Origin of the sequence: Pseudalkalibacillus hwajinpoensis (genome assembly GCF_015234585.1) — a bacterium.
GTDB lineage: Bacteria > Bacillota > Bacilli > Bacillales > Guptibacillaceae > Guptibacillus > Guptibacillus hwajinpoensis_B.
This window is the reverse complement of the sequence record NZ_JADFCM010000003.1, coordinates 24,939-39,546: the sequence shown is the minus strand read 5'-3', so window position 1 is coordinate 39,546 and position 14,608 is coordinate 24,939. Positions and strand designations below refer to the sequence as shown.

General features: G+C 40.7%; 15 protein-coding genes. 9 read left to right on the top strand and 6 right to left on the bottom strand.

All coding sequences use genetic code 11. From position 1 onward, the window contains the following. Positions 1-43: 43 nt before the first annotated feature. From mtnK to IQ283_RS09490, 5 genes are read left to right on the top strand one after another with little or no spacing between them, the layout of a single operon-like run. On the top strand, positions 44-1,255 hold the full coding sequence (mtnK, locus tag IQ283_RS09510; RefSeq protein ID WP_194219955.1) for an S-methyl-5-thioribose kinase: 1,212 nt from the start codon (positions 44-46) through the stop codon (positions 1,253-1,255). Beyond that, complete coding sequence (mtnA, locus tag IQ283_RS09505; protein ID WP_194219954.1) at positions 1,256-2,320, top strand: S-methyl-5-thioribose-1-phosphate isomerase; 1,065 nt, start codon at positions 1,256-1,258, stop codon at positions 2,318-2,320. Then, a complete protein-coding gene (locus tag IQ283_RS09500; protein WP_194219953.1) occupies positions 2,317-3,450 on the top strand; it encodes a sugar ABC transporter substrate-binding protein in 1,134 nt (377 codons plus the stop codon). The genes mtnA and IQ283_RS09500 overlap by 4 nt, the downstream gene beginning before the upstream one ends. Continuing rightward, positions 3,447-4,955: a sugar ABC transporter ATP-binding protein gene (locus IQ283_RS09495; RefSeq protein WP_194219952.1), complete on the top strand. Its 1,509-nt coding sequence runs from the start codon at positions 3,447-3,449 to the stop codon at positions 4,953-4,955. The genes IQ283_RS09500 and IQ283_RS09495 overlap by 4 nt, the downstream gene beginning before the upstream one ends. 55 nt (positions 4,956-5,010) lie before the next feature. After that, the gene (locus IQ283_RS09490; protein ID WP_194219977.1) at positions 5,011-5,985 is read left to right on the top strand and encodes an ABC transporter permease; all 975 of its coding nucleotides are present in this window, start codon (positions 5,011-5,013) and stop codon (positions 5,983-5,985) included. A 96-nt stretch (positions 5,986-6,081) separates the two neighbouring features. On the opposite strand, the gene IQ283_RS09485 is transcribed toward IQ283_RS09490, so the two are convergent. After that, positions 6,082-6,417: a YmaF family protein gene (locus IQ283_RS09485; RefSeq protein WP_194219951.1), complete on the bottom strand. Its 336-nt coding sequence runs from the start codon at positions 6,415-6,417 to the stop codon at positions 6,082-6,084. A 191-nt stretch (positions 6,418-6,608) separates the two neighbouring features. Here IQ283_RS09485 and IQ283_RS09480 point away from each other — a divergent pair, with 191 nt between their 5' ends. Both IQ283_RS09480 and IQ283_RS09475 read left to right on the top strand, forming a co-directional pair. Then, entirely contained in the window at positions 6,609-7,334 is a 726-nt protein-coding gene (locus IQ283_RS09480) for a glycerophosphodiester phosphodiesterase (protein WP_194219950.1), read from the top strand. A gap of 96 nt (positions 7,335-7,430) precedes the next feature. Further along, a complete protein-coding gene (locus tag IQ283_RS09475) occupies positions 7,431-7,514 on the top strand; it encodes a YjcZ family sporulation protein (protein ID WP_136948306.1) in 84 nt (27 codons plus the stop codon). Positions 7,515-7,604: 90 nt separating this feature from the next. On the opposite strand, the gene IQ283_RS09470 is transcribed toward IQ283_RS09475, so the two are convergent. Continuing rightward, complete coding sequence (locus IQ283_RS09470) at positions 7,605-8,114, bottom strand: YtxH domain-containing protein (RefSeq protein WP_194219949.1); 510 nt, start codon at positions 8,112-8,114, stop codon at positions 7,605-7,607. Positions 8,115-8,306: 192 nt separating this feature from the next. Here IQ283_RS09470 and queF point away from each other — a divergent pair, with 192 nt between their 5' ends. Beyond that, entirely contained in the window at positions 8,307-8,723 is a 417-nt protein-coding gene (gene queF / locus IQ283_RS09465; RefSeq protein ID WP_226615987.1) for a preQ(1) synthase, read from the top strand. Position 8,724: 1 nt separating this feature from the next. After that, positions 8,725-9,378 (top strand): queuosine precursor transporter, encoded by a 654-nt coding sequence (locus tag IQ283_RS09460; protein WP_194219948.1) that lies wholly within the window; start codon positions 8,725-8,727, stop codon positions 9,376-9,378. Positions 9,379-9,398: 20 nt separating this feature from the next. Here IQ283_RS09460 and IQ283_RS09455 read toward each other — a convergent pair whose 3' ends face one another. The 4 genes from IQ283_RS09455 to IQ283_RS09440 form a co-directional block, all read right to left on the bottom strand. After that, entirely contained in the window at positions 9,399-10,613 is a 1,215-nt protein-coding gene (locus tag IQ283_RS09455) for a S1C family serine protease (RefSeq protein ID WP_194219947.1), read from the bottom strand. 124 nt (positions 10,614-10,737) lie between these two features. Next, on the bottom strand, positions 10,738-12,045 hold the full coding sequence (locus IQ283_RS09450; RefSeq protein ID WP_194219946.1) for an ATP-binding protein: 1,308 nt from the start codon (positions 12,043-12,045) through the stop codon (positions 10,738-10,740). Between the two features lie 180 nt (positions 12,046-12,225). Next, the gene (locus IQ283_RS09445) at positions 12,226-12,735 is read right to left on the bottom strand and encodes a GNAT family N-acetyltransferase (protein WP_194219945.1); all 510 of its coding nucleotides are present in this window, start codon (positions 12,733-12,735) and stop codon (positions 12,226-12,228) included. 202 nt (positions 12,736-12,937) lie between these two features. Continuing rightward, entirely contained in the window at positions 12,938-14,542 is a 1,605-nt protein-coding gene (locus IQ283_RS09440; protein WP_194219944.1) for a cation:proton antiporter, read from the bottom strand. Between the last annotated feature and the right edge of the window lie 66 nt (positions 14,543-14,608).

Genomic DNA, 14,608 nt, shown 5'->3' with positions numbered 1-14,608 from the left:
CATGCAATACATCAACCATAAATAGTTGAAAGGGGATTTTTACATGGGTATTCAGATCACTTCAGGGTACACACCGTTTACAACAGAAACCGTTGTGCAATTTTTAGAGCATCACGAGCTTTTGGATCGCACCGCTCCCGTTCACGTAAAGGAAATTGGCGATGGCAATTTAAATTATGTCTTTCATGTTCAACACAAGAAAACCGGACAATCCTGGATCGTCAAACAAGCCTTGCCTTATGCCAAAGTTGTTGGCGAATCCTGGCCGCTTACACTTGATCGGTCCAGAATTGAAAGCGAGGCGCTCAAGCAAGCTCACTCGCTCGTTCCTGAATTTTCTCCGATCGTTTATTTGCATGACTCTGAAAAAGCCGCAACGGTTATGGAAGATTTATCAACGCACACTATTTTACGCAAAGGACTTATTGAAGGACGTATATATCCTGAACTTGCAAGAAACGTCGGTACCTACCTCGCTCATACGCTCTTTTTCACTTCTGACTATGGTCTTGGTTCGGCAAATAAGAAAGAGCTTGCCAAACGGTTTAGTAATCCAGACTTATGTGGCATAACAGAAAGCCTCGTATTTTCAGATCCTTTCTACAATGCCGAAAGTAATGCCTTTACAGAAGAGCTTCGAGCAGATGTTGAATCGCTGTGGGAAGATGACGATTTCCTCACTGAAGTTGCCTCCCTCAAACACTCTTTTTTAACAAAAGGAGAAGCTTTGATACATGGGGACTTACATACAGGTAGCCTGTTTGTTACGGAAAGTTCAACCAAAATAATCGATCCAGAATTTGCTTTCTATGGCCCAGCTGGTTTTGATGTCGGTGCTTTTATCGCCAATATTGCGCTTAGTATCCTGTCGCAGGAGGCACATAGGTCAGAAGAAGAGAAAGAAGGATACCTCGCTTATTTATTTGGCGTCACTACTGAGGTTTGGAACGTATTTGAATCTACTTTCCGATCATTATGGGACGACAATCTCTCAGAAGATAATCGTTATTCGAGAGGATACCTAGACGCTCTTCTACAATCTATTTTTGTCGATAGCATTGGATTTTCTGGCTGTAAGATCATCCGAAGAACGATTGGACTTGCTCATGTAGAAGAGATCGAGACAATCACTGATCCAAAAGTAAAACTCGCTGTGGAAAAAAAAGCGCTTAGCCTTGGAAAAGAACTCATTTTAGACCGAAAAAACATCACTTCGATTGAACAATACATTAAAGCCATCAAGGAGGTCATTTAAATGACTGTCATCTCATCACTCCAATGGAAAGGTGATCATCTCTTACTGCTCGATCAACGGCAGCTTCCACATCAAGAGATCTACCTTAAGCAAACGGCAATCGAGGATGTCTGGAATAGCATTTCTGCCCTTGTCGTCCGCGGAGCACCAGCCATTGGAATCGCCGCCGCGTATGGACTAGTTCTTTGGAGCCAGCATGTTCAAACAAACGAAGCAACAGCGTTCAAGACAGCGCTAGTAAACCAAGGGAAATATCTTGCATCCTCTCGTCCCACTGCAGTAAATCTATCTTGGGCGATGGATCGCATCATCCGAGCTAGCTTTTCCTTACCAACAGTGAAAAAAATGAAAGAAGCGATTCTGCACGAAGCACTTACCATCCATAAAGAGGATGAGCTTGTCTGTCAGCGTATTGGAGAACATGGTCTGAAGCTATTAAATGATGGGGATACCATCCTCACACATTGCAATGCAGGTGGGATCGCAACAGCAAAATACGGTACTGCTCTTGCGCCTCTCCACCTGGCAAAGGAAAACGGTCTCTCCGTCTCCGCAATTGCGACGGAAACCAGACCAGTTCTACAAGGTTCTCGATTAACCGCATGGGAGCTTGAGCGTGCTGGTATTGACGTTACGCTTATTACAGACAGTATGGTAGCTCACGTTTTAAAAACGAAGAAAATCGCTGCAGTTATAGTCGGTGCTGATCGGATTGCTGCAAATGGTGATACAGCTAACAAGATTGGTACGCTCGGCCTTGCCCATATCGCAAAAGCATACAACGTTCCTTTTTATGTTGCTGCACCCATCTCAACAATTGACTACTCGATCCCTGACGGAGAAGCGATACCGATTGAGGAGCGAGATCCGAAAGAAATTACGCACTATAAAGGTGAACGTGTTGCAGCTGAAAACATTGATGTATTTAATCCTGCTTTTGATGTGACGCCAAATGAATTACTCAGCGGAATCATTACGGAGCACGGTATCGTTCGAACACCGTACGCTGAAAACCTTGCTCACCTTGCTTTGCCACACGCTAAAAACACGGAGGTACATTCATGAAACGCTTAGGACTTATTTTATCCATTCTTCTTCTCATCGTTCTTGCAGCTTGTACTAATGAGCAAGATGCCGTAAGTACACCAGAAGCAAGCACAGCGGAATCTAGTGAGACAACTTCAAACACAGGTGAAGAAGCGTCTAAAACTTCTTCAGACATTCCAAAAGAAGTTCAAAAACCTATCAAAATAGCAGCGATTATGCAAGCATCCCTCGGTACATTTTCTTCCCAGTACGTAAAAGGGGTTGAAGATCAGGTTGAAAAATTTGGTGGAAGCGTTCAAGTTTATAATGCTGATAATGACCTTTCCAAAATGGCTACACACCTTGATACAGCCATCAACCAAAAAGTCGATGCGATCTTAATTGATCATGGCCGAGCAGATGCACTCGAAGCTGGAGTGAAAAAAGCCGTTGATAAAGGCATACCTGTCGTTGTGTTTGATAGCGATATTAACGTGCCAGGTGTAACAGTTATTGATCAAGATGATTATAGTCTTGCATGGAATACATTAAAAACGCTTGCTCAAGATTTAAATGGCGAAGGAAATATTGTCTATGTATGGGTGGGAGGATTCGCGCCCATGGAGCGACGAAATGCGATTTATGAGGCCTTCCAGGAACGCTATCCAGAAATCAATGAAATCGCTAAGTTCGGGACCGCGAGTGCTAATACAGCTCTTGATACCCAAACCCAAATGGAAACTATTCTAAAGCAATATCCAAACAAAGGAGATATTGATGCTGTATTTGCCCCATGGGATGAATTTGCGAAAGGCGCTACTCGTGCCATTGAGCAAGCTGGTCGAGAAGAAATCAAAGTTTATGGCATCGACATGAGTGACGAAGATCTCCAAATGATGCAAAAGGATAATAGCCCATGGCTTTCATCTGCTGCTACTGATCCGGCGGAAGTAGGACGTGTTCAAGTACGTTTTGCTTATCAAAAAATTGCTGGAGAAGAAACGCCTGAGATTTTCTCACTTGATCCTCATCTTGTAAAACAATCTGATTTACCAGACGAAACCATTTCAATGAGTGAATTAGGCAATTACGTCGATGACTGGGGTTCTTCTGACGCAGCTATTTCTCCGTGGATGGAGAAATTAACGCAACAGGATGATAGCAAATGAGTGAGTTATCCATTCAAAACATTTCTAAATCATTCGGAAATATCCCTGTATTAAAAAACGTCTCCCTAACGATTCGTTCAGGCGAAGTGCACGCCCTGCTCGGTACGAATGGAGCTGGTAAAAGCACGCTTATGAAAATGGTTTGTGGAGACTATGAACGAGACAGCGGTTCTATTTTACTTAACGGAGAACCTCTCCCGATTCATACACCTTCCGATGCAAAAAAAGCAGGAATCGGAATGGTTGTACAAGAAGTTGATACGGCCTTGTTTCCTACCCTATCCGTTTCTGAAAATATTTGGGCTGACTCAATGAATAAATCACCTTTCAAACGTTATTCTTCTAAAAAAGAACGGCAACGAACAAGAGATTTACTTAATTCTCTTGGTATGACCTTATCCCCTGATAAACTGGCTTGCGAATGCTCACTCTCAGAGAAACAAATGATCCTAATTGCTCGAGCAATGGCACAGGAGACGCAATATTTGATCCTGGATGAACCAACTGCTCCACTTAGTGTAGAGGAAACAAAGCTATTATTTCATCTTATTAACAAACTGAAGAAGAAAGGCGTGGGGATGATTTACATTTCTCACCGCATGCCAGAAATAGAAGAAATAAGCGATCGTTTTACGATTTTACGAGACGGCAAAGTTCATCTTTCCGCTGAAACAAAAACTGTTTCAGCGGATGAGATCATTACCAGTATGGTTGGATCAACCCTTAGAAAAAAAGAACCCCGTCAAACAAAGAGCACGAGTCATGCTTTAATGCGGGCTGAGAATCTCTTTATTCCCGAAACTGGAAAAACAGTGAATTTCTTATTGAATCATGGTGAAATCATTGGTATCGCAGGACTTGTGGGTGCAGGAAAATCGGAAACAGCATTAACCCTCTTTGGAGCAACAAAGCATACAAGAGGATGTGTTCACATTAACAACCAAACATACCGCTTTCGCTCTCCAGCTGATGCGATTAAAGCCGGCATTTGTCTTGTACCAGAAGAACGAAGAAAATCGGGTATTCTACTCGATTTCTCATTATCAGAAAACCTAACGCTCCCTTCTCTACGGCGTCATTCGCTTAGAGGATTCCTTAATCGAAAAAAAGAGGAAGATTATTCATCTAGGCAAATAACGCAGCTCGGCATTAAAGCAGCTTCACCTAAAGAACCGATCCATCATCTCAGTGGCGGAAATCAACAGAAAGCAGCTATCGGAAAATGGTTATACGATGATCAGAAAGTATTTCTCTTTGATGAACCAACAAAAGGCATTGATGTGGAAGCCAAAGCCGAAGTGTTAGCTCTAATAAAAGAGCTTGCCGATCAAGGAAAAGGGGTTTTATATTTTTCCAGCGAAATCGAAGAGCTTCTTGATCTATCAGATAGAATCCTTGTCATGTACGATGGCGAAATTACCGCCACGCTCACAGGTGAAGAGATGACAGAGGAAGCCATTATGCAAGCAGCTACAGGAGGTAGGAAGATTGAAATCAGCAGCTGAACTCGTACAAACACAAAATCAAAAAGGGCTCGCCTCACCAGGCAAGGATAAAGTGATCAGCTTTTTCGTCAAATATGGTACGTTACTCGTCATCGTTGGACTTATTCTCATCTTCACTATTCTTAACGATCGCTTTCTTACTTACAGTAACTTTGCAGATATCCTTCGCTCCATTTCAATTGTGACACTCGTTGCACTCGGTGTTACCTTTACATTAATTGTTGGAGGTTTTGACTTATCTGTTGGCTCAACCGTTAGTCTCGCTACTGTTGCGAGCGCATCTGCCTTAGTCTGGTATAGGCAAGAACTTCTCGTCGCTCTACTCATTCCTATTCTGATCGGGGTATTGATTGGCTTAATAAATGCCTTCATAACAATTAAAATCAGAATCCCTGATCTTCTTGCAACGCTAGCCGTTATGTATATCGTGAATGGGATTCAACTAACTTATACGAAAGGTTTTTCCATTTACAACAATATGCCTATGAGTGACGGGACAACAGCCCCAGGCAGTTTCATTCCATCTTTTCTTTTTATTGGCCAGGGTGAAATCTCGGGTGTTCCTTTTCCAGCGATTTTTATGATTGTTTGCGTCATTCTCGTTCACCTTTTTCTCACTTATACACGAGCGGGACGATTACTTTATATGACAGGCAGTAATCGTGAAGCAGCAAGATTGTCAGGTGTGGCGGTTCAACGATATCGTACGCTCGCCTATGTACTTAGCGGACTGTTTGCCGGAATTGCTGGAATTGTTCTTGCCTCAAGAATTGGAACTGGTCAGGTTTCTGCTGGTGCACCTTTACTTATGGACGGCGTTGCCGCTGCGCTAATTGGTTATTCTGTACTCGGTTCCGGAAAGCCAAATGCATTCGGTACGTTCATTGGAGCTGTCTTAATCGGAATTCTCTTAAATGGTCTAACAATGTTGAATGTTCCTTATTATGCTCAAGATATAATTAAGGGTACGATTCTGATTGGTGCCCTTGCATTCACGTTTTATCAAAACAAGCGAGAAATTAAAATGTAATAAAGGCGATGCCATGCGCATCGCCTTTTTTCACTAACCGCCGCTCATGAGGCTTAGATTTCGACTCATTGGAGGAAGACGCACCATTTAACTAGCCTACCAATTCAACGGAGGAATTCCTATAGGAGGACTCGTTTGACCAGAGAAATAATGCTCATGTTTTTCTTTTGATATCGTTTCACCGCTAAACGTATGATAATGACCACCACCAGGCAATGTAATCGGCGGACTAGATTGAACGCTATAACGATGCTGGTGACCCTGATCAATTACCGTAATCCCTTCAATACGGTGAACATGTTGATCAAACGAAGTCCCATTTACAGGCAAACTAAAACCTATCATACTTAAATGGTGATGATTGTATCTCTTTTCGATGCTCCCACGAAAATAATGAGAGTGAGCTTCAGGTAAAGCAACTCCTTTAGACACATACTCCCTCCTCCCCTTCTACACACATGACTCCGCGTATCTGTAGCCCAGATTTCTTCCTTCATTAATTCAAATCGATTAAAACCCTTATTTAGCTTGAAGTTGATGCATGAAATCAAAGGAAAAATGAATCAATGAGCGAATACATTACAAAGACGGATTTTTAAATCCAAACCAGAGAGAGGTGACCTATGGCTTCTTCATTTCAAATTTATGGACACCGCGGTTCATCAGGTACGCATCCTGAGAATACACTCCTTTCATTCCAGGCTGCTCATAGAGCTGGTGCTCACGGAATCGAACTCGACGTTCAATTAACTAAAGATCTTGTTCCTGTTGTTATTCATGATGAACGAGTTGAGCGAACGACGAATGGCATAGGTTTTGTAAAAGACTTTCTTTACGAAGATCTTATCCGATTAGACGCTGGCCTAACATTCTCCAACCGCTTTCAGGGCACGTCGATCCCTTCATTAAAAGACGTGTTGGAATGGGTTTCTTCCACTTCTTTACTCCTAAACATTGAACTAAAGAATGGCGTCTTTCCGTATAATAGTCTAGAAGATCGCGTCCTGGATCTTCTTACTTACTATAAGCTTTGCGACCGAACCATTCTGTCATCCTTCAATCATTATAGTATTCAGAAACTCGCACAAAAAAACGATAAAATTGAAACAGCAGTTCTTTTAATGGAAAAAATCATTGATCCATGGGACTACCTTCAACGCGTTGGAGCTCAAAGTCTTCACATAGAATGGCAGGCAGTGGATGAACATTTAATGAAAAATACCCAGAAGCGCGGAATTCCTGTGCGAGCTTTCACAGTAAATGATCCTCTACAAGTATCCAACCTCCAAAAACTCGGTTGTTCAGCGATATTTACGGACTACCCTGCTTCTGCTATCCAAACGATATAGCCTGCCCACCCAAAAAGGGCTAATGCCTACGTCCACATTTCCACCTCCCAACATACGTTAGTAAAGAAGCGACACATATTGACGGGAGGAACAATCATGAGTGGTTACGGTCAAGGTTTTGCGTTAATCGTTGTTTTGTTTATTCTTTTAATAATCATTGGTGCATCTTACATTTCGTAACTAAATTACAAAGAAGGCTTCCGCTCTTTATAAGCGGAAGCCTTCTTTGTTAATCCTTCATTAATCTTTTATATCGTGATGTTCGTTCAATTACAAGCTCGTATTCGGATTGGAAGATGTATTTCCAGGTGTACGCGTTTCGCTTCCTGGAATATTTGTTGGCTCATATTGATTTTCACTAGAATCAGATACTTCCTGACCTGCTTCTTTTACTTTACTTCCAATTTCATGCAGGTCTTCTCCAGCTTCTTTCGCTGTTGAAATCACTTCTGTTGAATCTTCTTTTACCTGATTCACCTGATCAACCACTTCATCATTTACTTTTTCATAAAGTGATTGTGCATCGTTCATAGCTTCCTTTAATACGGAAGATGCTGATTGAATACGATCCATCCAGTCGTCCTTCACTTCACCTGGATTTTCTTTCACACGTGTATAGAAACCTCTTGAAGAATCCTTTACGTTTCCTGCTGTTGAGCGTACTTTATTTCGAGTTGTAGAATCAAGCATAGCTACAGCGCCACCTACAATCGCGCCTACCAAAATACCTTTAACAAGCTTTCCGTTCTTTTCTTCGTTTACTGTCGTTGTCGTTTGCATGACGATTCCTCCTATTGTCTTTCTTAGTTTACTTAGCTAGTTTTTTCTTTCCCTTTATGTTAAAAGCTAAACTAAAAAATTTGACATGAACTTCCTTCTTCGCATCAGAATGCTGCTCTGTTATAATAGACAACGTTGTATGACAGCAGTTCGTAACCTTCCTGCTTCATCAAAACTAAAGGAGGAATTAGAATGAATAGCATGGATAAAGCATGGCTACCTTCTTCCGGACCAATGCCTCGCCCGGAAAGCGTAGAACAAGCACGAGAAGTAATAAAAAACGAAGCATTTGATGCACCGAACGTTCAGGAAATCACGTTTAATGCACTCGAATTCACAGCAGTTTGTCCCAAAACAGGACAGCCTGATTTTGGACGAGTTGAAATTTCATATGTACCCGATGAAAAATGCATCGAGTCAAAATCACTGAAATTTTACCTCTGGTCTTACCGTGACGAAGGAAGCTTCTGCGAGACACTAGCTGCCCGTATCGCAGATGATGTTGTCTACGCAATCGACCCTTTGAAAGTTACAATTACTGTTTATCAATCAGCACGAGGCGGTATCGAGCTAAAAACAACAGCTGTTCGTGAGAAAGCAGCATCATAATATGACGAACCAATACATCGACCGTCAACTTGTCCTGTTTAACGTGTTATTTGCGACTTCCATTGTGATCGCAAACGTACTAGCAGGAAAAGTGGTGATGATCGGAAGTTTCGTGATTCCCGCGGCCGTTGTGATGTACGCCTTTTCGTTTCTATTCACAGATATCATTCACGAGAACTACGGGAAAGAAGAAGCAAAACGAACCGTTCAGTATGGATTTATTGCGCAAATTTTTGCTAGTATTATGATTTATCTTGGTATGCTTCTACCTGTAGCACCTTTTGCAACTGATACGCAGGCAGCCTATGAAATTCTACTAGGTCAGAATTATCGATTTGTCCTTGCCAGCCTTGCAGCCTATCTCGTTTCGCAACACGTAGACGTTTATATTTTCTCTGCGATTAAGAAGCGTACAGCTGACCGTCATAAGTGGCTTCGGAATAACGCGAGTACACTGACATCACAGCTACTTGATACAACCATTTTCATCACAATTGCGTTTATCGGAACTGTCCCAAACATATGGATCATGATTCTTTCACAATTTGTGATTAAAATGGCGCTTGCTCTTTTAGATACGCCTGTCTTCTATTTTCTCACAAAAATCAATGGTGCTAAAAAGCCCATTCATAACGAAAACCCTCTGGATGCATGATCCAGAGGGTTTTTTGATATTTACAGTCCATTCTGATTAGCTAGAGTCATTGTAACAGTCTGTTGTTTTCCATCACGATAGAACGTGACATCCATTTTATCTCCAACTTTTTTATTGGAATACAAGTACTTACGAAGTGCGGCTGAATCCTTTACTTCCGTATCATCAAGCTTAACGACGACGTCCCTTTCTTTTAATCCGGCGTCTGAAGCTGGGGAATTAGGAGCAATGCCCATAAGAACAACTCCGCTCTCTACACCTTCAGGTAGATTAAGCGTACCAGTCCAATACTGTGTTGGAACTTCAGCTAACGAGGCAGGTGTAACCCCCATTACTGGACGCTTCACTTCACCTGTCATTTCAAGCTGCTCAATGATCGGTTGCGCATCGTCAATCGGAATCGCAAATCCAATGCCTTCAACTGTTTCTTCTGCAATTTTGGATGAGTTAATACCAATTAATTGACCTTTTATATTAATTAATGCACCGCCACTGTTCCCTGGATTAATCGATGCATCTGTTTGAATAACATCCGCCTCATAATCAGGTTGTCCATTCTGGTCAAGATCGACAGGAATCGTTCGACTTGGGTTACTAATAATTCCCTGCGTCACAGATCCTTGAAGGAAACCTAATGGGTTCCCAACCGCAATAGCAGGTTCCCCTGTTTGTAGGCTAGAAGAAGAACCCAGTTCCGCAACTGCTTCAACATTCTTCGCATCAATTTCTAACACAGCTAAGTCCATTAACGCATCCGTACCTAGTACCTTCGCCTCTGCTTTTTTCTCATTGCTTAACGTTACATCTACTGAAGATGCCCCTTCAACTACGTGATTATTAGTCACAACATATGCTTTTCCGCCCTCATTCTTGTAAATAACACCAGACCCTGATGCTGCAGCCTGTCCCGATTGGCCAGATGGATCTTCTAAAGAAAATCCACTACCCTGGTTTTGATAGCTTGTAATACTTACGACAGCATCCTGTGCTTTTTGAACAGCCGTTGTTATATCAGATGAGACATTGTATGCTACATTGGAAGTTTCAACATCCCCACTTGCAGTAGTGGTTACCGCCGCTTGATTTGTTGAAGACTGTTCTACATTCGAGACGAGCGGCGCCGCAACAAGCATAACGGATGCTCCGACAATTGCGCCGAAAGTGCTCGGTAAAAACCAATTCATACCTCTTTTTGTCTGTTTCGCTCTTGATTGATTATCGTCATAGTAACCCATTCCCCGGTCACCCTTTCTCCCTTTTGATTTGTTTATAGTTCTATTGTAACGAGAGATGACGGTCGTTTCCTAAATATGTGATATTTTTGATATTGTTTGATATTTAACGTCATTTCATTTTTTTCTACAGGGTATGTTCTTTATTTCCCTGGTATGACGCCAAATTAACTACTGTGTTATCTAAGGAATGTGACAGTATGGGAAAGCTAATTGAAAAAGTTGTCCCGTGATTCACTTCACTATGTACGTCAATTTTACCATGGTGATCCTCTACAATTTTATAGCTGACCATTAAACCAAGCCCAGTCCCATTTTCTTTGGTTGTATAAAAAGCTTGATCTAAATGCGGAATGTCTTCTTCGGCAATTCCAACTCCTCTATCCATAATATGAATAGTTGTCCAATCACCATCATTAACAAGCTTCAAGCGAATTTCTCCTCCATCAGGCATCGCTTCCATCGCATTTTTCACCAAATTGAGTATAACTTGTTTCAACCTAACGTCTTCCCCCATGATCTGAACTTGCTCTTCAGGAAAGTTAGTATAAATCGTGATTTGCTTATTTTCTGCTTCCTGCTGCAATAAACTGACAACGTACTCGAGGCAATTCGTTAAGCTAATCGGCTTCAAATTAATTGATTGTGGCTTGCCAATCACCATTAAATCATTGACGATTATCGTTAATCGTTCTAACTCCTGTAGCATGATTTTAGAATATTTCGGGTTGTAGGTTTGCTCCAATTCTTGCAGCTGTACAAACCCTTTAAGAGAAGTTAAAGGGTTCTTAATTTCGTGAGTGACTCCAGTCGCAATCCTTCCAATAAAAGCTAACTTCTCATTATGCGCAGCTTGCTCATACGATTTCACAATTGTGTTTAAATAGGATTGGAAGCGATTTAAAATAATAAACGTAATTCCCGAAAATAAAAGAAGTATAAGAATCGGAAATACAACGACTGGCGACATCGTAAGAAAGCCCATTATGGCATACTTTCCTGTTATTCCAGCCACAACAGTGATATAAAACCGTTTGTTCACGAACAAAGGAGAGAACAAAACAAAGAATAATTCCACCGGGCTTCCGCTAGCATACATCTCGTCTGTTCCAATGTAGCGAAAAATCTCTGTAATGAGGGCAGTCGTCATGAATACTACAAAAAAGAGATATTTTGTAGCAAAAGGCTGCTCTCTATTTGAATACCACTTGGAAATAGGAATTAATGAAAATTCGATGGCATAGATCATCATTAGTGGAATGAGTTCTTTCGATTCATTTAGCAAGATCATAGTCGTATCGGGATCGATTAAAGGACTAATAATAAACCGATACACATCATATAAAATAACGGATACAAAAAACAGAAAGATAAATAACTTATTTGCCCGTCTTTCTTCCTCAATCTTGATTTCATTACGTATAGGTGAACGCATATTAGCTCCTTACCCCGCTCATGCAGTTACATATTTTTCAAAGCAATGATGATTATACCATAAAATATTCGACAAAAATCTCCAAATTCCTCTATTTTTGTAAGTATCACTGAAGGTATGGATTCTAATGATTATCACGCGAAATTCACATAAAAAAACCCTACAGTTTTTTGTAGGGTTTTACATATATTCATTTTCCTTCATGAATTTTTCTTCATCTATTTTGTTTTTAACAACAGGTGGTTCAACCGTTAGTTTTGATAATCCAATTCGTTCCATGACGTTGTTTACTTCTTCTGAAGACACTTTATTGGTCACTTTTTCGTCTGGAAATGCCCAGTTAACGAGGGCGCTGGCCATTTCAATGGCGTACCCCTTGTTACGATACTCAGGTATCAGATGATACCCAACTTCAAGATTACTTGACGCTTCCATATTTTTATATCCCATCGTGCCGATTACTTTTTCATCAGAAGTATGAATCAATATGCCTTCCCACTTGTGACTCACTCTTGAAATAGCAGAGTCATTTAGATGAAAAGGTAGGAATTCTTCGAACTGCACATTTTTAAACTCTTCAGGTACTTCAACATGTAACAGCTTCTCTAATTCTTTCTTATCAGTCATAGCTTTAATTAAATCAAATGAGAAAGGAATAATGGTCAGACGATCGGTCTGAAGATAAGGCATTTTCTCTCAAAAGTCCTCCTTGTGAGTTATTTTCTTGTGGTTGAAAATGACTTTTTACACTATACCTTATTGCTTTACTTACTGTAAACAATACCCCGATCATTTAATAATAAACGGAATATTCCCATCATTGCACGTGCTTTGTCCCTTTCTTTACTAGGATATGCAAGCCAAAGGAAAAAGCTGCTACAAATGTAGCAGCTTAATGTTTTCTTTTCGAATCTTTCACAACTTCTTCTTCTTCAAAATCCGCCAGGCCATTATTTAATAGTTCTTTATACTTTCCAGCTATTTCACCTGAAATGATTTCTTCTTGTTCTAGCTCGTTAATTTTATCGTACTGGGCATAAAGTGAGTGCTTTCGTAACGTAATTAACTGACTTTTTTTAAGTTCAGGATATTGATCTAATAAAGCATCAAGTTCACGATGACTGTTGTCAATTTCATTCTGGTAACTTGTCAACAATTCAGAAAAAACTGGTTCGGGAACGAATAGCTGTGTCTTCAGTTTTTTAATTTCTGCAACTCCAGCTTCATGACGATGCAGATTCGCAACAATGTCTTCATACTCTTTCGATCCGCTATGCTTCGCTCTTAAACCGAAGTAGCTAATTAGTGGTTTAATCGTTAGACCTTGAACAACTAATGAAAATAAAACAATACTAAATGTAAGAATCAAAACGGTGTCTCGTCCTGCAAAATCTCCCGGAAGACTAAGGACTAGCGCTATGGATAACGACCCTTTTAAACCGCCCCAATTAAGGACATGTCTCCATGACCACGGAAGACCTTTAACAAGTAAGGTGCTTCCATAGACTGCAATACTTCTACCTATTAGAACAATTAAAAGCGCAAGTCCTATCGTACCCCACTGATCGGCGAAATTAATTCGAGTAATTTCAAGACCAACCATTAAGAAAACAATGGAATTTGCTAATAAAGCGGCAACATCCCAAAAGTTGTTGATATTTAATCTTGTTGTTGGACTCATTCCAACTTTCGAACCAAAATTACCAAACGTTAAAGCTGCTACAACTACTGCAATAACCCCGGAAACATGGATACTTTCTGCAGTTAAATAGGAACCATAGAAAAGGAGAATACTAAAAATAATTTCAAGTGGATAATCATCAAAGTACTTTGTAAGGATTGAAATCGCATATCCTAATCCTCCACCGACAAGCAATCCACCAGCAACAACTTTTATGAATTCAAAAGCACCGCTCGTTAAGCCGCCCCAGCCCATATCAAGATAAGCTAAAAGAGAGAAGGCTGAGATTTTAAATAAAACAACTGCAAGCCCGTCATTAAATAGGCTCTCTCCCTCAATTACTGTAGAGAGTTTGTGGTTTACCCCCATACTTTTAAAAATCGATAATACACTAACAGGGTCTGTTGCACTCATTAATGCAGCAAAGACGAACGACACTGGAATTGATAATCCAAGAAGAAAGTGTGTTGAGAACCCGATCACTAGAAAGGAAAGGAAGGTTCCCCCAAAAGCCAGGGCAATGATCGGCTTTTTGTTTTGATTTAAATGGGAGAAAGGCAATTTTAGCGCTGCTTCCCCTAGAAGTGCAGGAAGGAAAATCGTTAAAATAACAAAATTAAAAACGTCACCCTCCGTAATGAACATTTTAAGCGGTTCAAGCACGGGAATGTTAAACAAGCCGATTAATGTGCCAATAATCACAAGGGCAATCGGATAAGGCTGCTTCAGCTTCTTAGCTATCGCTGTAATACCCGCTGCAATCATAGTAAGGATAAGTCCAAGTTCAAAAATATGATGCATATCTAAATGTTCCATATAGAGCCTCCGATCGTAAGTATCTTCTCATTATAACCAATATCCCACAGTATTGGAAAATTCCTT

Coding starts and splice junctions, on each gene's coding strand:
- mtnK (WP_194219955.1), top strand. CDS start 44: ATGGGTATTCAGATCACTTCAGGGTACACACCGTTTACAACAGAAACC.
- mtnA (WP_194219954.1), top strand. CDS start 1,256: ATGACTGTCATCTCATCACTCCAATGGAAAGGTGATCATCTCTTACTG.
- IQ283_RS09500 (WP_194219953.1), top strand. CDS start 2,317: ATGAAACGCTTAGGACTTATTTTATCCATTCTTCTTCTCATCGTTCTT.
- IQ283_RS09495 (WP_194219952.1), top strand. CDS start 3,447: ATGAGTGAGTTATCCATTCAAAACATTTCTAAATCATTCGGAAATATC.
- IQ283_RS09480 (WP_194219950.1), top strand. CDS start 6,609: ATGGCTTCTTCATTTCAAATTTATGGACACCGCGGTTCATCAGGTACG.
- IQ283_RS09475 (WP_136948306.1), top strand. CDS start 7,431: ATGAGTGGTTACGGTCAAGGTTTTGCGTTAATCGTTGTTTTGTTTATT.
- IQ283_RS09470 (WP_194219949.1), bottom strand. CDS start 8,114: ATGCAAACGACAACGACAGTAAACGAAGAAAAGAACGGAAAGCTTGTT.
- queF (WP_226615987.1), top strand. CDS start 8,307: ATGAATAGCATGGATAAAGCATGGCTACCTTCTTCCGGACCAATGCCT.
- IQ283_RS09460 (WP_194219948.1), top strand. CDS start 8,725: ATGACGAACCAATACATCGACCGTCAACTTGTCCTGTTTAACGTGTTA.
- IQ283_RS09455 (WP_194219947.1), bottom strand. CDS start 10,613: ATGGGTTACTATGACGATAATCAATCAAGAGCGAAACAGACAAAAAGA.
- IQ283_RS09450 (WP_194219946.1), bottom strand. CDS start 12,045: ATGCGTTCACCTATACGTAATGAAATCAAGATTGAGGAAGAAAGACGG.
- IQ283_RS09445 (WP_194219945.1), bottom strand. CDS start 12,735: ATGCCTTATCTTCAGACCGATCGTCTGACCATTATTCCTTTCTCATTT.
- IQ283_RS09440 (WP_194219944.1), bottom strand. CDS start 14,542: ATGGAACATTTAGATATGCATCATATTTTTGAACTTGGACTTATCCTT.